Source organism: Actinosynnema pretiosum, assembly GCF_002354875.1.
Taxonomy (GTDB): Bacteria; Actinomycetota; Actinomycetes; order Mycobacteriales; family Pseudonocardiaceae; genus Actinosynnema; species Actinosynnema auranticum.
Genome location: NZ_CP023445.1, coordinates 2,918,591 through 2,939,257 on the forward strand (window position 1 = coordinate 2,918,591; position 20,667 = coordinate 2,939,257).

Here is a 20,667-nt window from a genome sequence, read left to right on the forward strand (position 1 = left end):
CGCGCCGCGCTCACACGAGCTTGTAGCCGACGCCGTACACGGTCAGCAGCCGCTCCGGCGCGCGCGGGTCGCGCTCCACCTTGCGCCTCAGCTTCATCACGTGCACGTCCACCGTCCGCGCGGTGATGAACCCGTCGTCCAGCAGCTGCGCCCTGGTGAACACCCGGCCCGGCTGCGCGGCCAGCACCGACAGCAGCCGGAACTCCGCGGGCGTCAGCGGGACCTGCGCGCCCGCCAGGTTCACCTCGTGCCGCACCGGGTCCACCACCAGGTCCCCGACCCGCAGCACCGGCGACGGCGCGGGCCCGGCGGACCGCCCGGCCCTGCGCAGGATCGTGCGCACCCGCGCCACCAGCTGCCTGGGGCGGAACGGCTTCACGACGTAGTCGTCGGCGCCCAGGTCGAACCCGAGCAGCACGTCCTCCTCCAGCGCCCGCGCGGTCAGCAGCACGATCGGGACGTCCGACTCGGCGCGCAGCACCCGGCACACGTCGAGCCCGTCCACGCCCGGCATCATCACGTCCAGCACCAGCAGGTCCGGCGCGCTCCGGCGGGCCTCGTCGATCGCCGCCCGCCCGTCACCCACCACGGTGACGTCGTGCCCGTCGTGCTCCAGGTAGCGGCGGACCAGTTCCGCCTGGTGGGGGTTGTCCTCGGCGAGGAGGATGCGTGCGCGCACGGCGGCAGTATGCACCGCCTTCACGGGGGAAAAGCGCGGACAACACAGGATCTTCACGATTAGTGGGCACCCTGTGCTCATGAAGGTCACCCCGGCGCTCCTGGCGTGCCTGGCCACGGCGGTCGTGTTCACGGCCGCGGGCGTGGTCACCCCGCCCGAGGAGCCGCCCACCGGGCCGGTCGCGGAAGCCGAACCGCAGGAACCGGCCGCGCCCGCCGCAGCAGTCGCCGATCCCGCCGAACCGGAGCGGGTCGCGGCCGAACCCATGGCTGCGGACTCGGAGCCCGAGCCGCGGCGGGTCTACGAGCGCTCGTCCGACCTGCCCGACGGCGGCCCGTTCGCCGAGCGGGGCAGCGGGACCTGGCACGTCGTGCCCGGCACCTTCGCCGAGGCGGGCAGCGGCGCGGCGCTCAGCTACACCGTCGAGGTCGAGGACGGCGTCCAGGTGGACGAGCACGCGTTCGCCGGGTTCGTGCAGCAGACCCTCGCCGACCCGCGCGGCTGGATCTCGGCCGGGTTCGCGCTGCGCCGCGTCGACTCCGGCGTCCCGGACTTCCGCGTCCGCCTCACCTCCCAGGCCACCGCCCGCGAGCGCTGCGGCTTCCAGATCCCGGTGGACGTGTCCTGCCGCGACGGCGGCGCGGTCGACCTGAGCGCCGCCCGCTGGGCCAGGGGAGCGGTCGCCTACCTCGGCGACCTGGACGGGTACCGGCGGTACGTGGTCAACCACGAGGTCGGGCACGCCCTCGGCCGGGGCCACGTGCCCTGCGCCGAGCACGGCGCGCCGGCGCCGGTGATGATGCAGCAGACGTTCAGCACGTCCAACGACGAGATCAACCTGATCACCGCGGGCTCCGCGCAGGGCGGGGTCGTGCCCAACGACGGCAAGGTGTGCGCGCCCAACCCCTGGCCGTTCCCCGGCTGACCCGCCCGCCACCGCACCCGCCCCGCCCGCGACGAGGGCGCCGCCCCCCCCCGCCGGGGAACGGCGCCCTCGTTCTACCGCAACGACCTCCGCGCTAGCGCGGCGTCGCCGTCCACCGCTGGTTCGGGCCGGACGTCGGCGTGTACAGCCCGACCTTCGCCCCGTCCGCCGTCGACTGGCCCACCACGTCCAGCATCGCGCCCGTGGCCGCGTTCACCAGCGTCCACGTGCCGTCACCGGTGGACGACGCGATCCACCGCGCCTCCGGCCCGTCCGCCGAGCGCAGCACCGCCTCGCCGCCCACCGCCGCGAGCCGCTGCCCGGTCCCGGCGTTGACCACCGCGAACCGCACCCGGTTGCCGAACCCGTCGTCCAGCCGCTCCAGCTCCCAGTACTGGTCCGCGACCTCGGCCGAGTTCCGCTGCACCAGCGCGGTCCCGTTGGGGGCCAACGACTTCCCGCTCTGCACACCGGTCAGCCGGTACGCCTCCCGCGCGCCCAGCGCCTCCGCGCCGATCGCGCCGGAGACCCCGGACACCCGGAACGTGGTGACCGACCGCGCGGGGACGGTCAGCGTCGCCACGCCGTCGCGCACCGCCACCTCCGCGCCCTCGACCAGCGCGCCCGACGCGTCCGTGACGACCGGCTGCACCTTGGCGCTCTTGGAGATCCGCTTGAACGAGCGCAGGTCCAGCGCCACGGTCCTGGCCTGCTCGGCCTTGTTCACGTGCACCACGGTCTTGAGCGACTCGCCGCGCATCGCCACCACGTCGGTCGTGGTGTTCACGCCGATCACCCGGTCGCCCGGCTTGATGTGGTGGGTGAAGTTCCGCAGGGTGTCGAACTTCGTGTTGGTGCGCACCTCGCAGTCCGAGGTGGTGCAGGAGAACGGGACCTGCACGACGCCCCAGTTCGCGCCCTGCGGCGACTCCCCGCCCGGCTTCATGTTGTCGTAGTCCTCGATCGCCTGCCACAGCACCCAGGACCGGGGCTCCAGCTCCCGCAGGTCGTCCACGACCCGCTCGGCGATGCCGATGCCGGGGTCCATGCTGGTGAAGCTCTGGCCCGAGCCCCACGAGCCGTCGACCTCGCTCATCCACAGCGGCTTGTCCGCGCCCTTGGCGATGTCGCGGGCGGAGGTGCGCTGGCCGGTGCCGTAGGTGTGCACGTTCAGCTGGCCGACCTGCGCGCGCACCGCCGCCGGGTAGCCCGCCCAGTCGGCGGCGAACGTGCCGGGGTTGGTCTCGTCCGGCGCGGACACCGCGGCGCTCAAGCCCTTGTCCCGCAGGGCCTTCACCATCGACGGGATCACCTTGGCCTGCAGGGCGGGGCTCATGTGCGCGCCCTCCTGCCTGCCGCCGGTGGGGTTGCCGTCCGCGCCGAGGCGGGTGCTCCAGTAGTTGGTGTTGGGCTCGTTGAACGGGTCGACGGTGTCGAACTCGATGCCGTGCGCGTCCTCCATCTCCTCGACGACCTGCGCGAGGTAGGCGGTGAACTCGTCGATCTTGTCGGCGCGCAGCTGGTCGGCGTTCGCGTCGAAGCCGCCGGAGACGTAGCCGGAGACGGTCTGGAACCACGGCGGGGAGTTGCTGAACGCCTCCCAGCGGTCGACCTTCGACTTGATCTTGTCGACCCACCAGCGCTGACCGGGGTCGGCCTCGGCGTCGAACAGCTCGGGGTTGTTGGGCTCCCACCAGTCGGTGTCGGTCCGCGTGGTGCCCTCGGGCGCCTTCCACCAGCCGGGCACCGCGCCACCCGCGCGCAGGTACGGCGGCACGTCGGGCGCGTTCCCGCCGCCGATGTTGTAGCGGGCGATGTTCAGGTTCAGGCCCTGCGCGGAGAACAGCAGGTCGGCGAGCTCGTTCCGCACCGAGTTCGGGTACTGCCCGGTGGCGTTGGCGAACCACACCAGGCTCGTGCCCCAGCCCTGGAACGGCTCCTGCCGGTAGGTCGGGTCGGGGCGCACGGTCACGTCCGCCTGCTGGGCCTGCGCCTGCGCCGCGCCGACCGGGGAGAGGGCCGCCGAGGCGACCACGATCGCGGCGAGCGCCGCACGCGCCTTCACGACGCCCTCGCGGCGCTCGTCGACGCCGGACCGCCGGGGGAAACCAGTCTCACAGCCACGTCCTCGTGTTGTAGGGACCTGATGGGGGTGTGGCGGACGCGGAACGCCCGCCGGTCACCGGGAACGGGGGGTCGCCCCGCCGCCGGTGGGGATCTGGGGATCGGGCCGTGGTGGGCCGGTGGGGGAGTTGCTCGGGGTGGGCGGGGGCGCGCCTCGGGCGAGCGCGTGGGGACCGGCGGCGCGGGTGGGGAGCACGGGCGCTTCTGGGCGTGGGTGGGCGGCTCGCGGGGTCAGGCGTCGCGCGGGCATCGCCTGGGGTCGGGCGTTGCGCGGGTGCTGCCTGCGGGGCTGGGCGTCGCGCGGGTGCTGCCTGTGGGGCCAGGTGTTGTGGTGGTGCTGCCTGTGGGGCCAGGTGTCGTGGGGGTGCTGCCTGCGGGACCGGGCGTCGCGCGGGCGTTGCCTGAGGGGTCAGGTGCCGTGCGGGTGCTGCCTGCGGGGCGGGCGCCGTCCGCCGAACCTGGCGGCAAGCGGGCGCCGTCCGCCGAACCGGGCGGGAAGCGGGCGTCGTTCGGGCGTGTTCCGGGCGTGTGCGCGGCTGCTCCGGGCGGTGTCCAACCCTCGTCCGCCGCGTCGCCGTCCGCCTCGGCGCGGGCCCGCGCGGGTGTTCGCGGTGTGCCGCCGGGAGCGCGTGGGCCGGTCGTGGCGGTCGTCCGCCCCGGAGTCGTGGTGCGGCGGTCTGGGGTTCCGCGCTGCTGCGCGGCGCGGGGTGCCGGGCCGTGGGCATCGGTTCTCCGTTGAACAGATGTTAGCGCTAACAAACGATCTTCATAGAGCCTGCCCGCCGAGCGGGTGAGCGTCAAGGGGGCGTTTGGCGCAGGCCGCCACTTCCGGTGCGCGGAGTGGTTCACCCGTTCGAGGGCTAACGGTGATCACCCCGTGTGCGACGTAGCGGCTGACAAGCCACAACTGGTCCGGCCGGAGCAATCCCGGACCGGCGTTCGGCGGGGGAGGCCCGATGGGGTTGGCAGATCGGTTACGGCGCGCGCTCGGGTTACCCGACCCGGAGGAGCCCGAGCACGAGCTCGAACCGGTGCGGACCCCCGGCGGGCCGACCGGTTCCCCCGAGCCCGCCGAGCACGCGCCCGCCGAGCACGCGCCCGCCGAACCCCGGACCGAGGACCGGCAGCCCGCCGCACAACGACCCGTTGAACCGCGGCCCGCCGCACGGCAGCCCGTCGAACCGCCACCCGTCGAACCGCGGCCCGAAGACGACCCGGAGCACTTCGCGTCGGCCACCGGCACCTTCGAGCCCGCCGACACCGCCACCCTCCTCCCGCCGGACGACCCGGCCACCGAGGACCCGCCCGCCGACGAACCCCCGCCCGCCGACCGCGTGCGCCCGTTCGTCCCCGCCGTCGTCCCCGAGCCCGCCGCCGAGGCCCAGCGGCCACCCGAGGACCCGGCCGAACCCTCGTTCTGGCTCCCCGAGGGCGTCGCCGTCCACTTCGCAGGCCACACCCTCGAAGGCGGCCTGCTCTACCTCGGCCGAGCGGGCGCCCCCGGAACCGCGCACGTCATCGACCCCACCCTCCCGGTCGACCCGTCCGCCGACCCCACCCTCCCGGTCGACCCGTCCGCCGAGCCCACCGACCGCGACCCGGCCCCCGCCTACCACGCGATGAGCCCGCGCGACCGGGCCGCGCACCTGCGCTGGCTCGCGACCGGCCGCCGCGACCGCACCGTCCCCGTCGGCCACGTCTTCCTGTTCCTGGCTGGCCTGGAGCACCGCGTCGTCGCCGACCGCGCCCGCGCCGACCTGCCCGCCGTGCGCGCCGAGCTGCGCGACCTGCGCGCCCGCTACGGCCGCCACCGCCCGTTCCACGGCGCCGCGACGGCCCTGCTCGACCTCGTCGACGTCCTGCTCGACGACCGCCCCCTGCCCGACCCGGCCCGCTGGGACCGCCCCGACCCGCCGCTCGCGCTCCGCGTCGCGCTGGGCGAGCTGGCCGCCGCGGGCCAACCGGTCCCGGCCGAGTGGGCGCACGCCTGGGCCCTGCTGCACCCGGCCCTGGACGCCCCGCGCGCCCGCGCCCGGTTCCGCGAGCTGTTCACCGCCCGCTACCGCGAGCGCCACGGCGACGGCCTGCTGATCAACCCGGCCGCGCCCCCGCTGACCGTCCGCTACCGCCCCACCGCCGAGGGCGTCCCGCCCGCCGAGGTGCCCACCGACCTGCCCGACGTGCTCACCACCCCCGCGTCGACCAGGGCCCTGGCCGAGCTGCTCGACACCTGCGCCGACGAGCTCCACGCCCACGACGGCCTGCTCGCGGACGACCCGGCCGCCGAGGGCACCGCGCCCGCGCTGGCCCTGCTGCCCCGCTGCGTGGTGACCGGTGGGGAACCCGCGCTGGACCCGTTCCGCGCGCTGGTGGACCGCGTGCTGCCGGACGGCGCGGCGCTCGGGGTGTTCGAGCTGGCGGACCTGGTGGCGCTGTGGCCGGGCGGGTTTGACGGCGCGGGCGCGATCGGCGCGGCCAGGCTCCTGGGCCACCTCGGCGTCGGCCTGGAACCGGACGCCCGCACGGGCCTGGAGGAACCGCGCGCGAGCGGCCCCGCGGCCCTGTTCCGGGTGGCCGACGCGGAGGACCTGCCGCACGCCGCGACCCCCGAGTACCGGGCCGCGTCCACCCTGCTGCGGCTGGCCGCGTCGGGGGAGGGGCTGTCCGAGCCGGAGCGCGTCGACCTGACCGCGCACCTCGGCTCCGCGCTGCGCCTCACCGACGGCGAGGTCGCCAGGCTGAACGCCCACGCGGTCCTGCTCCTCACCCCCGGCGCGCCGCCCGCGCCGCAACGCCTCAGCGGGCTCACCCTGGGGCAGCGCGTGCACATCGCCGACCTGGCGTCGGCCGCGGCCCGCGTCGACACCGCGCCGCCGGGCGTCGACCAGGTCTTCCGCCGGATGCGCGCCGCGCTGGACCCGAGCGACCCGATCCCGGAACTGCCGCCCGCGCCGGAGCCCGCCCTCGAAGCACCGCAGGAACCCGAAGCACCGCCGGAACCCGAGGTCATCGCGACCATCGTCCCCGCCTCCGCCGAGGTCCCCGCCCTGCTCGAACTCACCACCGTCGACCTGACGACCGCCCCCGAACCACCCGCCCTGCCCGCGGCGCCGTCCCCACCCGCCGCCGACTCCCAGGCCACCGACTCCCCGGTCCCCGACCCCCGCCCCGCCGACCCCACCCCCGCCGATCCCACCACCTCCCACCTCCTCGCCACCCTCGCCGAGGACGACCCCACCACCCCGTCCCCGCGCCGCGCCGTCCTGCCCGTCGACCTCGTCCCCGGTCTCGACGCGGGCCACTCCGCGCTCCTGCGCGAGCTCGCCGCCCGCCCGCTCTGGCCGCGCGCCGAGTTCGACCGCCGCTGCGCCGCACTGCACCTGCTCCCGATCGGCGCGCTCGACGCCCTCAACGAGGCCGCCGTCGCCGCCTGCGGCGAACCGCTCGCCGAACCCGGCGAGCACGGCCTGCTGGTCAACGACACCGCACTGGGGGAGCTCCTCGCATGACCGCAGCCAGCCCCCGCGAGCGCGCCGCCGTCCTGCGGTCGCTGCGGGCGAAGACCACGCCGCTGCTGGGGATCGGGCACATCAGGGTCGGCAGGGACCGGGAGGTGCGCGCGCTGGAGCGCGACCTGGACCGCGTCGTCGACGGCGGCTCCACCGCCAGGTTCGTGATCGGCGAACCGGGGTCCGGCACCACGTTCTTCCTGAACCTGGTGCGCGGGCTCGCGCTCGACCGCCGCATGGTCGCGCTGCGCGCCGACCTCACCGCCGACCGCTCCCTGCTCGCCACCACCGAGGGCGCCCGCTCGTTGTACACCGAGCTGACCCGCTCCGCCGCCACCCCGGCCCGCCAGGACGGCGGCGCGCTGGCGGCCGTCGTGGAGCGCTTCGCGTCCACCGCCGTCACGGTCGCGCGCGAGCGGGGCCGCGACCCGGAGCGGGTGATCCGCGAGCGCGCCGCCCGGCTGGAGGAGCTGCCCGGCGGCGCCGGGTTCGCCGAGGCCGTCGCCGCCTACTGGCGCGGCCACCACACCGGTGACGGGCTGCTCGCGGTGGACGCGCTGCGCTGGTTGCGCGGCGAGTGCCCGCCCGCCCGCGCCCGCGCCGCGCTCGGCCTGCGCGCCACCCTGGACGACGTGCCGCTGACCGACCGGATCAAGCTGCTGGCCAGGTTCACCACGATGGCGGGCTACCGGGGTCTGCTGGTGTGCCTGGACGAGCTGGACACCCTGGCCGCCGCCCCGGACCGGGCCGCCGAGCACGAGGGGGTGCGGCGGATCGTGGAGGACAGCCTCGGCGGCGGCAGCCCGCACCTGGCGCACCTGTTCGCCGGGACCCCCAGCGCGCTCACCGATCCCCGCTACGGGCTGCACACCTGCGAGGCGCTGCGCACCGCGCTGCCCCCGGCGGGCGACGACCTATTCGGCCCGGTGGTGCGGTTGCGCGCGCTGGAGGGCGAGGAGTTCACCCGGCTGCTGGCGGCGGTGCGGGACGTGCACGCGGGCGGCGGGCGGAGCGCCCTGCCGGACGAGGCGCTGCGCGAGTTCGCCCGGCACTGCGCGGACCAGCTCGGCGCGGACTGCGCGGGCAGGCGGCGCGCGGTGCTGCGGGCGTTCCTCGACCTGCTGTCGGCGGCCGAGGACGAGCCGGGCGACTGGGCGCCGCTGGTGCGGGCGGTCCGGGTGGACGCCGAGCAGCCCGCCCCGCGCGCGGTGGCGTGACCGGCGGCCCCGCCCCCTCGGGGCGGGACCGCCGAGCGCTGCCCGACCGCCGGATCGCCCGGCCACCGGCTACCGGTAGGTGATGTTCGACGAGGAGTACAGGCAGTTCGTGCTGTCCGGGCCGCTGCCGATCTTGCTCGGCTCGCCGCTCGTGACGCCCTTGTACTTCTCGCACACCACGATCTTCTTGCTGCTGTCGCCGACGATCGTGACGTTCGTGTACTTCGCGGTGTCTCCGTAGTTCGTGTTGATCCCGGCGAGGACCTTGCCCGGCGAGTACGCGGTCACGTTCTCCAGGATCACATTCCGCTTGTACTGGGTGCCGCAGTTGCCGCACGAGCGGTAGAGCTTCCCGAAATCGTCGACCTGGAAGTTCTTGATGTGGATCGTGCCCGGCCCGTTGTGCTGGAACACCTTGTCCGACGCCTTGCGCGCGCCGCCGCCGTTCACGGTCATCTTCTGCGACGAGGAGGAGCCCTTGAGCGTCGCGGCGTCCTCGCCGACGTCCTCCCACCACACGTTGTTCAGCGTGCAGGTGCCCAGGCAGTGCACGCCGTCGGCGGCGGGCGAGCCCAGCACGACGTTGGACAGCGTGGCCCCGTTGGCCAGCTCGAAGAGCGGCGACTGCCCTTCGTCCTGACCGCCGTTGCCCAGGTCGCCGGTGCCGTAGAACCGCTTGAGGCCACCGTCGTACGACCCGGACACCTTGATCTTCGCCCCGACCCCCTGCGAGCCGTTCGGCGACGGGAACGCGCTCCCGGCTGCCGACGCGCTCCCCGCGCCCGCCGCGACCGTCACCGCGGCCAGCAGCAGCGCGCCCATTCCGGACAGGATTCGACGAGTCAACACCTTTGTTGTTCCTCCCGAGGTCTCGCGGCAGCGGAACCGGAGTGCGGGGCGGAACGGACGCTACGGACCGGAAATGCGCGCTGTCAACGGGGGATTTCGTTCGGGGCAAAGGATTCAGGTAGGTGAAACGACGTCGAAGGAATTCAGCTCGACGCGGCGCGCGGGTGTGGTCGAACGGCCGCGAAACAGCTGCGCCCACCCGGTGGTCCTCACCCCGAGGCCCGGTCCGCCGCCAGCAGCGCCAGCGCCAGGTGCAGGTCCTGCACGGCCAGGCCCGAGCTGTCGAACGCGGTGATCTCCTCCGCCGACCGCCTGCCCCGCGCCGCGCCCGCCAGGACGTGGCCCAGTGCGGTCACCGGGGCGTCGGCGGGGGCGTGCTGGAACTCGCCGATCTCCCTCGACTGCTCGGGCAGGTCGCAGAACAGGGTCGCGGTGGCCAGCAGCTCGGGCGGGAGCTCCTGCTTGCCGCGCGCGTCCGAGCCCATGCTGGACACGTGCGCGCCGGGGCGCAGCCAGCGCGCGTCGAACAGCGGGGCGCGCGCGGTGGTCGCGGTGACCACGATGTCGCTGGCGCACGCGGCCTCCGGGCCGCCCGGCTCGGCGGGCAGGCCCCTGGCGCGCAGCGCCCGGACGAACTCCTCCCCGCCGCTCCTGGCCACCACCACGATCCGCTCCAGCCGCCGCACCCGCGCCACCGCCACGCACTCGTGCAGCGCCTGGTTCCCCGAACCGAAGATCGCCATGCTGCGGGAGTCCTCGCGGGACAACGCGTCCACCGCGACCGCGTCCGCCGCCGCCGTGCGCAGGGCGTTCGCCGCGCCCGCCTCCACCACGGCGGCCAGGCGGCCGGTCCCGTTGTCCAGCAGCAGGATCGTCGAGTTGTGCCTGGGCGCGTCGGCGTTGCCCGGCCAGTACGCGCCGACCTTCACGCCCGCGACCTCCGGCGTGGACGCGGACTTCACGGTGAAGCGGTTCGCCCGCTCGTGCGCGTGGCCGACGACCACCGGGAACGTCGTGGCCTCCCCGCCCGCCGCCGCCAGCAGCGCCGCCCGCGCCGCCCCGAACGCCAGCTCCGGGGTCGCCAGCTCGGCGCTCCGCTCCTCCGACAGCACCCGCACCGCGCTCACCACCCGTTCACCCGCGCCCACACCTCGGGCTCCCGCCCGCCGCCGACCACGTGGTACTCGCCGTGCTGGGCCGCCGTCGCGCAGGCGTGCACGGGCAGCACGCGCAACCTCGTGCCCACCGGGAAGTCCGGCAGCCCGCGGGCGCTGCCCTCGCGCATCCCCAGCACCCCGTGCTCCTGGGACGCGCCCACCATCAGCAGGTCCGGCACCACCCCGCCGTCCTCCAGCGCCACCACGCCGTACGCCTGGTCCACCGGCTGCACCCCGGTTCCCCGGTCGCGGGAGGTCGCCATCCAGCCGCCGTCGGTCATGATCCAGCCGCGCTCCCTCCGGTGCCCGATCACGGTGACCACCACGGACAGCGCCAGGTCGTCCAGCCCGCACACGCCCACACCCGCCATGACCAGGTCGAAGAACGCGTAGTTGCCCGCGCGGACCTCCGTGACGCCGGTCAGGTCGCGCGCGGCGTGCGCGGTCGGGGTCGAGCCGACGCTCACCACCGGGCACGGGAAGCCGCCCGCGCGCAAGGTCTCCGCGACCCGCACGGCGGTGGCGCGCTCGTGCTCGGCGGCCCGCGCCAGCTCCTCGGGGGTGTACCGGAAGTACGACTCGCCCGCGTGGGTCAGCACCCCGCGCAGCAGGTCCCCGCCCAGCGCGCCCGCGATCTCCAGCACGGCGGGGGAGTCCGGCGGCACCCCGCCCCGGTGACCGTCGCAGTCCACCTCCAGCAGCGCCGGAACCCCTCGCGCGGCAACGGCCTCGGCCTGCTCCACGCTGTCCAGCAGCACCACCAGGTCCACGCCGCGCTCGCGCAGCGCGCGCACCCGGTCCAGTTTGGACGGTGCGATCCCCACCGCGTACAGCACGTCGTCGTACCCCGCGTCGGCGAACACCTCGGCCTCGCGCAGCGTCGACACCGTGATCGGACCGGGCGCGCCGCCGAGCAGCACCTCCGCGACCCTGGGGGACTTCGAGGTCTTCACGTGCGGGCGCAGCACCGGCCCCAGCGCGGTGATCCTGGCGCGCAACCGGTCGGCGTTGCGCTGCAGGACCTCGCGGTCCAGGCGCAGGTGCGGGGTGGGCGGTGTCATGCGGTGGGCTCCGTCCGGTGGTCGGGGTTCCTGCGGCACTCGGCGAGGTCCGCGTAGAGCGAGGCGCGGGACACGCCCAGCCGCGCGGCGACCCTCGGGGCCGCGCCGCGCAGCCGGAACACGCCCCTGCGGTCCAGCGCCGCGATCAGCGGCAACCGGTCGGCCCTGGTCAGCGCGGTCGGGTCGCCGGGGGTCTCGGCGCGGATCACCGCGTCCAGCACCTGCTCGACGTCGTCGGCGAACGTGGTGGGCGTGGGCTGCGCGGTCCCGCCGACCAGGTCGCTGAGCAGGTCGCCGACCTGCTGGAGCGCGGTGGCGTCGAGGTTCACGCACAGCGCGCCGAACACCCGGCCGCGCGCGTCGCGCAGCGGCAGCGTGGACGACTTCACCAGGCGGCCGGACGGGGTGCGGGTGAGCTGGTTGAGGATCGGCTCGGCCTCGTCGCCGCGCGCCAGCACGGACAGGCCGATCTCGCTCATCGCGCCGCCCACGTGGCGGCCCGTGACCTCACCCGCCACGGCCACCACCGAGCGCTCCGGGACCCGGTAATCGTGCAGGACCACCTCGCAGGACCGGCCGAACGTCGCGGCCAGTCCGGGCAGCACGGCCTTCAGCGCGGCCAGGATCGCGTCGGCGCTCGGATCGGGTTTCGCGGGCATGGGATGGAATATAGACGATGTGTCTTACATCTGGACAGAGTGTCCGAGCTTTGAGTGTCGCCGATCACATCCACTTCATGTTTGAAGTGCTCAGCGCGAGGTACATGCGGTCATGCCCGACCACCGCACGGCCGCCTCGGTCGTCCACGCCCTGCGCGAACTCCTGGAACTGGGCGCGCTCGACCTCCCCAGGCCGGGGGGTGGCTCGACCGCCGTCCGCTGGGAGGCGCTCGCCGCGCTCGGCAGGCGGGACCTGGCGCTCGCCCGGCTCGCCGAGGGCCACGTGGACGCGGTGGCGATCCTGGGCGAGGCGGGCGAGGAGGTCCTGCCCGGCCTGCACGGCGTCTGGGCGTCCAAGGCGGGCGGCACGGGCGCGGAGCTGCGGGACGGCGCGCTGACCGGCACCGTGCGGTTCTGCTCCGGCGCGCACGGGCTCGACCGGGCGCTGGTCGTCGCGGCCCGCGAGGACGGCGACGTCCTGGTCGACGTCGACCTGACCGACCCGCGCGTGCGCCGCGACGGCGACTCCTGGCGCGCCATCGGCATGGACGCCTCCGACAGCGCCGACGTCACCTTCGACGCGGTCCCCGCCACCCGGATCGTCGGGCCCGCCGGTTTCTACGTGAACCGCCCCGGTTTCCTGTGGGGCGGCGGGGGAGTCGCGGCGGTGTGGCACGGCGGGAGCGCCGGGCTGGTCGAGCGGCTGGTGCGGCACCTGCGCGGGTCGGCGCGGGTGGACGAGCACCGCCTGGCGCACCTGGGCGCGCTGCACACCGCGCTGCGCGGGACCGCCGCGCTGCTGCGGGCCACGGCGGACGGCATCGACGCCAGGCCCGACGCCGACCCCTCGATCGCGGTGCACGCGCTGCGCGCCAGCGCCGAGCGCACCGCGTGGACGGTCATGGACCTGCTGCCGCGCGCCACCGGACCCGGACCGCTGTCCTGGGACCGGGGTTTCGCGCAGGCGCTGGCGGACCTCCAGCTGTACGTGCGCCAGCACCACGCCGAACGGGACCTCGCGGAACTGGGGCGGCTGGTGCTGGAGGCGAGGCGCGCGGACGGGGACCGCGCCGCCGGGGGAGCCGGGGGTGGCGCGGAGGGAGCCCGCGCCACCCCCGGCGCCGGGGAAGACGGTGTGGCGCAAGGGAAGACCGAGGGCCTGGGAGAGGAGCGCGCGTGGGCGAGAGCGTGACCCCGGAGCACGAGTGGGCGCGGTTCCTGCCCACCCTCGCGCTGCCCCCGCTCGACCTGGGAAGCCCGCGCGCGGCGGTCGTCGTGGCCGCCCACCCGGACGACGAGACCCTCGGCGCGGGCGGGGTCGTGCAGCGCCTGCACGCGGGCGGGACCGCCGTCCGCCTCGTCGTCGCCAGCGACGGCGAGGCCGCGTTCCCCGCGCTGGACGCGGCGGGGCGCGCCGAGCTGGGCGCCCGGCGCAGGCGGGAGATGGCGGCGGCGCTGAAGGCCCAGGGGCTCACCGGCGTCGAGCCGACCTGGTTGGGGCTGCCCGACTCCGGGCTCGCCGACGTCGAACCGGAGCTGACCCGCCTCCTGGCCGAGCTGACCCGCGACGCCGACCTCGTGCTCCTGCCCTGGCCGCACGACCCCCACCCCGACCACGCCGCGGTCGGCAGGGCCGCGCTCGCCGCCGCCCCCGCCCGCGCGCACCGCTGGTCCTACCCGATCTGGATGTGGCACTGGATGGGCACCGACTCCGCGCTGCCCTGGCAGCTCGCCTCGGCGCACAGGCTCACCCCGCAGGAGCGCGAGCGCAAGCAGCACGGCATCCGGGCGTTCGCCTCCCAGCTGGAACCCGGCCCGCACGGTGAGGAGCCGATCGTGGACCCGCTGATGCTCACGCACTTCGACCGCGAGGACGAGGTGCTCTTCCGCGAGCCCCGCGCCGCCAGCGCGCCGCTGGCCCGGTTCGCCGAGCTGTACCGGGGCAGCGCGGACCCCTGGGACACCGCGGGTTCCCGGTACGAGAGGGACAAGCGCGCCGCCCTGCTGGCCGCGCTGCCCCGCGAGCGGTACCGGCACGCGCTGGAACCGGCCTGCGGCGCGGGCGAGCTGACCCGCGAGCTGGTGGCGCGCTGCGACCGGGTCACCGCGTTCGACCCGGTGCCCAGGGCGGTGCGGCGGGCGCTGGCCACCGCGCGCGGGGCGCGGGTGCTGCACGGCGCGCTGCCGGGGTCCGTGCCGAACGGGCGGGTGGACCTGGTGGTGCTCAGCGAGATCCTCTACTACCTGGGCGACGACGACCTCGACGCGAGCCTCGACCGGTTGCTGGAGCTGCTGGAGCCCGGCGGCGACCTGGTCGCCGTGCACTGGCGGCACTGGGCCCCCGAGGCGCCCCGCGACGGAGAGGCCGCGCACCGGGCGCTGCTGGCGCGCCCGGAGCTGGAGCCCGTGCTGGAGCGGGTGGAGCAGGACTACGTCCTGCACGTGCTGCGCCGTCGATGATCGAGGCCGTCGGGGTGGTGGTGCCCGCGCGCGACGAGGCGGGCACGGTCGGCGACGCGGTGCGGGCGGCGCAGCGGGCGCTGGAGGCGTGCCCGGTGCGGTCGGTGGTGTGCGTGGTCGCCGACCGGTGCGCCGACGACACCGCCGAGCTCGCCCGCGCGGCCGGGGCCGTCGTGCTGGAGCAGCGCGCGGAGCTGGCGCTCGGGCAGGTGCGGGACCTCGGGACGCGGCACGCGCTCGCGCTGCTGGGCGGCGACCCGGCGCGCACGTGGTTGCTGGGCAGCGACGCGGACAGCGTCGTCGGGCCGGACTGGGTGACGCGGCACCTGGCGCACGCGGCGCGGGGCGCCGACGTGGTGACCGGGCGGGTGGAGGTGGTGGGGCTGGAGGAGGAGCTGTCCCGGCGCTACCGGGGTTTCCTCGCCCGCGAGACCCGCACTCCGGTGCACGGGGCCGATTTCGGGGTGCGGGGGAGCGCTTTCCTCGCGGTGGGCGGGTACCGGCCGCTGAGCAGCGGCGAGGACCGGGACCTGTGGTGGCGGCTGGTCGCCGCCGGGTTCCGGGCCGCGCGGCCGACCGACGTGGTGGTGCGGACCAGCGGCCGGGTGGTCGGCCGGGCGCGCGGCGGCGTCGCCGACCTGCTGGCCGACCTGCGCGCGGGGGCCGAGGAGGCCAGCTGAGGGGGCCGGGCCGCTACCGGTTCCGGCTCCACTCGGCGCGGGTCAGCCCGTACTCGACCTCGCCGTGCTCGGAGCCGGGGATCGGATCCGGCCAGTCCCCGGTGAACGAGCGCAGGAACACCAGCCCGGACTTCTCCATCACCCGCCGGGACCCGCTGTTGACCGCCATGGTGTTCGCGGTGACCCGCTCCACGCCCAGCTCGGCGAACCCCTTGTCGATCAGCGCGCGCGACCCCTCGGTCGCGTAGCCCCGACCCCAGGCGGGCTTGCGCAGCCGGTACCCCAGCTCCACGACGGCGGGCGCGCCCTCGTCGAGCGGCCGGAACTCGAACCACCCCAGGAACTCCCCGCTGCCCCGCACCTCGGCCGCCCAGTAGCCGCGCGTGCCCAGGCAGGGGTGGACGTGCAGCAGCCGCGGCAGCACCCGCTCGCGCACCGCCTCCGCGGAGGTCGGCTCACCGCCGGTGAGGAACCGCATCACGTCGGGGTCCGAGTCGAGCTCCAGCAGGCGCTCTGCGTCGTCCGGGGTGAACGCCCGCAGGCGCAGGCGCTCGGTCTCCAGGAAGGCCGGTGCGGGCCGGGAATCGGGCACGCCAGGATGCTCCCCGCTCCCCGCACCCGCCGCAAACCCTTTTGCCGCCCTCGGGCGACGTCCTCCCGCCGTCGCCCAGGACGTCCAACCCCCGCCGCGAAGCCCGAACGGCACTTGACGGGCACCCGGAACGCACCCGAAGCGCACCCGCGCCACACCACCTGAACGGCCGTTGCCAAAGCGCAACAATCTGCGCTAGGGACCCCGTGGACGTGACCCCCGTCACCGACCGCGAACCCCTGCCCGCACAGCGAAAAGCGCCGGACGCCCCGCCCGGCCGCGGGGTGTCCGGCGCTTTCCCGGTGACTACTTGTAGGTCACGTCCGAGGCCGAGTACTGGCAGTGCTGGCCGTCCGGCCCGCTGCCCGTCTTCTTCGGCTCGCCCTTGGTGGTCCCGGTGTACTTGTCGCACACCGAGAGCTTCTTCTTGGAGTCGCCGACCACGGTCAGCTTCGTGATCTTCGCGGTGTCGCCGTAATTGGTGTTGATGCCCACCATCGACTTGCCGGGGGCGTAAGCGGTGACGTTCTCGATGATCACGTTCCGCTTGTACTGGGTCTTGCAGTTGCCGCACGAGCGGTAGAGCTTCCCGAAGTCGTCGACCTGGAAGTCCTTGATGTGCACGGTGCCGGGCCCGTTGTGCTGGAACACCTTGTCCGAGGCCTTGCGGGCCCCGCCGCCGTTCACGGTCATCTTCTGCGACGACTTCGACCCCTTGAGGGTGGCCGCGTCCTCGCCGACGTCCTCCCACCACACGTTGTTCAGCGTGCAAGTTCCCAGGCAGTGGACGCCGTCGGCGGCCGGGGAGCCGATCACCACGTTGGACAGCGTGGCCCCGTCGGAGAGCACGAACAGCGGGTCCTGGCCCTCCTTCTGGTTGTCGTTCCCGAGCTTCCCGCTGCCGTAGTAGCGCTTCATCCCGCCGTCGAGCGACTTGCCGACCTCGATGGTCTTCGAGACCGGCTGCGGCGTTCCCTTGGCGCTCGGGAAAGTGCTTCCCGCGGCCTGCGCGGTCGACGGCGTCGCCGCGTTCACCACGCCGACCACCGCCACCGCGGCCAGTGCCGCGAGAGCGAGGTGGAACGTCTTCCTGGATCTGGTGCGCACTGCGCTCCTCCCGAGTGGGACGGGTTACGGCGACGAAAGCTACGAAGATCCGAAGGAATTGTCAACGATCTTGGAAGTAATCCGCGCCATAAGGGTCGGGTGCAGTTGGGCGCCCATTTCCCTAATTGGTTCGGACAAGTTAGGGGGGTACGTGCTGAATCGATCAACGGTTCAACCGGAAAATTCAACCGTGAACACCTGCCCGTTGACGGGCCGTCGATCCGCGTGGTCCGCGCGCCGCACCCGCGCGAGGGGCCGCTCGGAGCACCCGGTACGCCCGAACGTCTCAGAACGGTGTCTGGACACGCGGCGGTCCAGGGGTTACGGTCCCCGGCAAATGTTTGCGTAAACATCCCGCGTGACCTCAGGGTTCGCGGCGGACCAACGGGGGGACGATGACGTCCACGTCGGTACCGGCCGTCGTACGGCCGGCACGCCGAGCGCGTTCGCAGCAGCGACGCACGCACCGCTTCGGATGGGTGTTCGTGGCGCCGTTCCTGCTGGTGTTCGCACTGGCCTTCCTCGCGCCGATCGGATACGCGATCGGACTGAGCCTCTTCCGCGAGCAGGCCTTCTTCGGCGGCAGCACCTTCGTCGGGTTCGACAACTACATCCAGGTCCTGGGCGACTCGAAGTTCTGGGAGTCGTTCGCCAGGGTCTCGGTGTTCCTGGTCGTGCAGGTGCCGATCATGCTGCTGCTCGCGCTGGTCGCGGCGCTGGCGATCGACAGCGCCCGGCTGCACGCGGCGGGCTTCTTCCGCATCGTGATCTTCCTGCCGTACGCGGTGCCCGCGGTCGTGGCCACCCTCATCTGGGGCTACATCTACGGCGACACGTTCGGCCTGGCCGCCGACATCAACGGCCTGCTCGGCAGCAAGACGCTGGTGCCGCTCTCCGGCGACTGGGTGCTGTTCTCCATCGGCAACATCGTCACCTGGGAGTTCATCGGCTACAACATGCTGATCTTCTACTCGGCGCTGAAGATCATCCCGAAGGACCTGTACGAGGCGGCGGCGATCGACGGCGCGGGCGCGTTCCGCACCATCACGAGCGTCAAGCTCCCGGCGCTGCGCGGTTCCATCGTGGTCGCGACGATCTTCTCGATCATCGGCAGCTTCCAGCTGTTCAACGAGCCCAACATCCTGCGCCCGTTGACGCCCAACGCGATCAGCACCTACTACACGCCGAACATGTACGCCTACAACCTGTCCTTCAACGGACAGCAGTACAACTACTCCGCCACCGTGGCCATCCTGATGGGCGTGATCACCACCGTGATCGCCCTGATCGTGCAGCTGCGCGGCTCGCGCAAGGGGGCGTGAGAGCACCGTGTTGAACTCCAAGCGCAAGTCGGTGCTGCTCACCGGCGTCATGGCGATCTTCGTGCTGTACTCGCTGGTGCCGCTGGCCTGGCTGATCATCAGCGCGACGAAGAGCCAGCCGGACCTCTACACCTCGTCCGGCCTGTGGTTCGGCGACTCGTTCTCGCTGTTCGACAACATCAAGCAGACCTTCACGTACAACGACGGGATCTTCCTGCGCTGGCTGGGGAACACCCTGCTGTACGTGGTGGTCGGCGCGGGCGGCGCGACGCTGCTGTCCACCGCCGCGGGCTACGGCCTGGCCAAGTACCGCTTCCCCGGCCGCCCGGTGGTGTTCGCCATCGTGCTCGGCGCGATCGCGATCCCCGGCACGGCGCTCGCCGTCCCCACCTTCCTGCTGTTCAGCGAGCTGGGCCTGACCAACACCCCCTGGGCGATCATCATCCCGTCCCTGGTCAGCCCGTTCGGCCTCTACCTCATCTGGACCTACGCGGTGGACGCGATCCCGGAGGAGCTGATGGAGGCGGCCCGCTTGGACGGCGCGAGCGAGGTGCGGATCTTCTTCTCGGTGACGCTGCGCCTGCTCGCCCCCGGCATCGTCACGGTCGCGCTGTTCGCGGTCGTGGCCACCTGGAACAACTACTTCCTGCCGCTGATCATGCTCAGCGAGCCGGACTGGTACCCGCTGACCGTCGGCCTGAACCAGTGGAACGCCGCCTCGGTCGGCGCGGGCGCCCAGCCCGTCCAGCACCTCGTGATCACCGGCGCGCTGATCACGATCATCCCCCTCGTCGCGGCCTTCCTCTTCATGCAGAGGTTCTGGCAGTCCGGCCTGAGCGCGGGCAGCGTCAAGCAGTAACCCCCGAGCGGTACCCGAGTCTCCCAATGAAGCGAGAGGACAAACCCCCGATGTCTACCACCAGCCGCCGCGCGCGGGTGGCCGTGGCGATGGCCGCCGCGCTCACCACCGCGCTCACCGCCTGCTCCTCCGGTGACAACGCCGCGAACGAGCCCGCGGGCATGACCGGCACCGCTGACGCCGTCGACGCCGCCCTGAAGGCCGGTGGCGAGATCACCTACTGGAGCTGGACCCCTTCGGCGCAGGCGCAGGTCGACGCCTTCATGAAGGAGTACCCGCAGGTCAAGGTGAACTACGTCAACGCGGGCACCAACAAGGACCAGTACACCAAGCTGCAGAACGCGATCAAGGCCGGCTCGGGCGCGCCCGACGTGGCCCAGGTCGAGTACCAGGCCCTGCCGCAGTTCGCGATGACCGACTCGCTGCTGGACCTCGGCCAGTTCGGGTTCAACGAGTTCGAGAAGGACTACACCGCCTCCACCTGGAACTCGGTGAAGGTCGGCGGCGGCCTGTTCGGCCTGCCGCAGGACTCGGGCCCCATGGCGATGTTCTACAACAAGGAGGTGTTCGACCAGTACCAGATCCAGGTCCCCAAGACCTGGGACGAGTACGTCGCCGCCGCCGAGAAGTTGAACGCCGCGGACCCCACCAAGTTCATCACCGCGGACTCCGGTGACGCAGGCTTCGCCACCAGCATGATCTGGCAGGCGGGCGGCAAGCCGTTCACCGTCGACGGCACCAACGTCAAGGTGAACCTGCAGGACGAGGGCGCCAAGAAGTGGACCGAGACCTGGAACAAGCTGGTCTCCAAGAAGCTCACCGCGCCCACCATCACCGGCTGGTCGGACGAGTGGTACCGGGGCCTCGGCAACGGCAGCATCGTCACGATGATCAACGGCGCCTGGATGCCCGGCATCCTCGAGGCCTCCGTGCCTGACGGCAAGGGCAAGTGGGCCGTGGCCCCGATGCCGACCTACGACGGCAAGCCCGCGACCGCCGAGAACGGCGGCGGCGGCCAGTCCGTCATCAAGCAGAGCGCCAACCCCGCGCTCGCGGCGGGCTTCGTGCGCTGGCTGAACCACGAGCAGGGCGGCATCGACAAGTTCATCGAGTTCGGCGGCTTCCCGGCCACCACCAAGGAGCTCGAGTCGGACAAGTTCCTGAACTTCGAGTCCGCGTACTTCGGCGGCCAGAAGATCAACCAGGTCCTGTCGCAGGCGGGCAAGGACGTCGTGAAGGGCTGGGAGTACCTGCCGTTCCAGCTGTACGCCAACAGCATCTTCAACGACAACGCCGGTAGCGCCTACGCCAACGCCAGCGACCTGAACGCGGGTCTGGCCTCCTGGCAGAAGGCCATCACCGAGTACGGCAACCAGCAGGGCTTCACCGTCACCAACTGACGCCCCTGACGCGGGGAGGCCGGGACACCTCCCGGCCTCCCCGCGAGCACCACGCACCTCCGCCAGG

Annotated in this window: 17 protein-coding genes; 9 read left to right on the forward strand and 8 right to left on the reverse strand. The window is 73.7% G+C overall.

The features are described 5' to 3' along the window. Positions 1–10 precede the first annotated feature (10 nt). A complete protein-coding gene (locus tag CNX65_RS12980) occupies positions 11–679 on the reverse strand; it encodes a response regulator transcription factor (RefSeq protein ID WP_096493014.1) in 669 nt (222 codons plus the stop codon). 79 nt (positions 680–758) lie between these two features. On the opposite strand from CNX65_RS12980, the gene CNX65_RS12985 reads away from it, so the two are divergent. After that, the gene (locus CNX65_RS12985; protein ID WP_096493015.1) at positions 759–1,604 is read left to right on the forward strand and encodes a DUF3152 domain-containing protein; all 846 of its coding nucleotides are present in this window, start codon (positions 759–761) and stop codon (positions 1,602–1,604) included. 94 nt (positions 1,605–1,698) lie between these two features. Here CNX65_RS12985 and CNX65_RS12990 read toward each other — a convergent pair whose 3' ends face one another. Beyond that, positions 1,699–3,669, reverse strand: coding sequence for an RICIN domain-containing protein (locus tag CNX65_RS12990; protein ID WP_096493016.1), 1,971 nt, complete (start codon positions 3,667–3,669; stop codon positions 1,699–1,701). A gap of 1,015 nt (positions 3,670–4,684) precedes the next feature. Between CNX65_RS12990 and CNX65_RS12995 the strand changes: the two genes are divergently transcribed. Together CNX65_RS12995 and CNX65_RS13000 are read left to right on the forward strand one after the other, a co-directional pair. Further along, positions 4,685–7,237, forward strand: coding sequence for a TerB N- and C- terminal domain-containing protein (locus tag CNX65_RS12995; protein WP_096493017.1), 2,553 nt, complete (start codon positions 4,685–4,687; stop codon positions 7,235–7,237). After that, the gene (locus CNX65_RS13000; protein ID WP_096493018.1) at positions 7,234–8,454 is read left to right on the forward strand and encodes a BREX system ATP-binding domain-containing protein; all 1,221 of its coding nucleotides are present in this window, start codon (positions 7,234–7,236) and stop codon (positions 8,452–8,454) included. Before CNX65_RS12995 ends, CNX65_RS13000 begins: the two co-directional genes overlap by 4 nt. 69 nt (positions 8,455–8,523) lie before the next feature. Here the strand turns inward: CNX65_RS13000 and CNX65_RS13005 are convergent, their stop codons facing one another. From CNX65_RS13005 to CNX65_RS13020, 4 genes are all read right to left on the reverse strand, one after another. Next, a complete protein-coding gene (locus CNX65_RS13005) occupies positions 8,524–9,276 on the reverse strand; it encodes a pectate lyase (protein WP_096493019.1) in 753 nt (250 codons plus the stop codon). Between the two features lie 236 nt (positions 9,277–9,512). Continuing rightward, positions 9,513–10,451 (reverse strand): ornithine cyclodeaminase family protein, encoded by a 939-nt coding sequence (locus tag CNX65_RS13010; protein ID WP_096493020.1) that lies wholly within the window; start codon positions 10,449–10,451, stop codon positions 9,513–9,515. Next, positions 10,427–11,521, reverse strand: a complete 1,095-nt coding sequence (locus tag CNX65_RS13015; RefSeq protein WP_096493021.1) for an alanine racemase — start codon at positions 11,519–11,521, stop codon at positions 10,427–10,429. The genes CNX65_RS13010 and CNX65_RS13015 overlap by 25 nt, the downstream gene beginning before the upstream one ends. Further along, on the reverse strand, positions 11,518–12,180 hold the full coding sequence (locus CNX65_RS13020; RefSeq protein WP_096493022.1) for a helix-turn-helix transcriptional regulator: 663 nt from the start codon (positions 12,178–12,180) through the stop codon (positions 11,518–11,520). The genes CNX65_RS13015 and CNX65_RS13020 overlap by 4 nt, the downstream gene beginning before the upstream one ends. Positions 12,181–12,292: 112 nt before the next feature. Between CNX65_RS13020 and CNX65_RS13025 the strand changes: the two genes are divergently transcribed. The 3 genes from CNX65_RS13025 to CNX65_RS13035 are packed head-to-tail and all read left to right on the forward strand — an operon-like array spanning position 12,293 to position 15,320. Further along, positions 12,293–13,372 carry an acyl-CoA dehydrogenase family protein gene (locus tag CNX65_RS13025; protein ID WP_177154385.1) on the forward strand — a complete coding sequence of 360 codons (1,080 nt, stop codon included), beginning with the start codon at positions 12,293–12,295 and terminating at the stop codon, positions 13,370–13,372. Continuing rightward, complete coding sequence (locus CNX65_RS13030; protein ID WP_096493023.1) at positions 13,357–14,640, forward strand: bifunctional PIG-L family deacetylase/class I SAM-dependent methyltransferase; 1,284 nt, start codon at positions 13,357–13,359, stop codon at positions 14,638–14,640. Before CNX65_RS13025 ends, CNX65_RS13030 begins: the two co-directional genes overlap by 16 nt. After that, a complete protein-coding gene (locus tag CNX65_RS13035; RefSeq protein WP_096493024.1) occupies positions 14,637–15,320 on the forward strand; it encodes a glycosyltransferase in 684 nt (227 codons plus the stop codon). Before CNX65_RS13030 ends, CNX65_RS13035 begins: the two co-directional genes overlap by 4 nt. A gap of 13 nt (positions 15,321–15,333) precedes the next feature. Here the strand turns inward: CNX65_RS13035 and CNX65_RS13040 are convergent, their stop codons facing one another. Both CNX65_RS13040 and CNX65_RS13045 read right to left on the reverse strand, forming a co-directional pair. Further along, complete coding sequence (locus CNX65_RS13040; protein ID WP_096493025.1) at positions 15,334–15,912, reverse strand: GNAT family N-acetyltransferase; 579 nt, start codon at positions 15,910–15,912, stop codon at positions 15,334–15,336. Positions 15,913–16,218: 306 nt separating this feature from the next. Next, a complete protein-coding gene (locus CNX65_RS13045) occupies positions 16,219–17,019 on the reverse strand; it encodes a pectate lyase (RefSeq protein WP_096493026.1) in 801 nt (266 codons plus the stop codon). 395 nt (positions 17,020–17,414) lie between these two features. Between CNX65_RS13045 and CNX65_RS13050 the strand changes: the two genes are divergently transcribed. The 3 genes from CNX65_RS13050 to CNX65_RS13060 are packed head-to-tail and all read left to right on the forward strand — an operon-like array spanning position 17,415 to position 20,600. Next, positions 17,415–18,341 carry a carbohydrate ABC transporter permease gene (locus CNX65_RS13050; RefSeq protein ID WP_041836726.1) on the forward strand — a complete coding sequence of 309 codons (927 nt, stop codon included), beginning with the start codon at positions 17,415–17,417 and terminating at the stop codon, positions 18,339–18,341. Positions 18,342–18,390: 49 nt separating this feature from the next. After that, positions 18,391–19,200: a carbohydrate ABC transporter permease gene (locus CNX65_RS13055; protein WP_049797126.1), complete on the forward strand. Its 810-nt coding sequence runs from the start codon at positions 18,391–18,393 to the stop codon at positions 19,198–19,200. Between the two features lie 50 nt (positions 19,201–19,250). Further along, positions 19,251–20,600: an ABC transporter substrate-binding protein gene (locus CNX65_RS13060; RefSeq protein ID WP_096493027.1), complete on the forward strand. Its 1,350-nt coding sequence runs from the start codon at positions 19,251–19,253 to the stop codon at positions 20,598–20,600. Positions 20,601–20,667 lie beyond the last annotated feature (67 nt).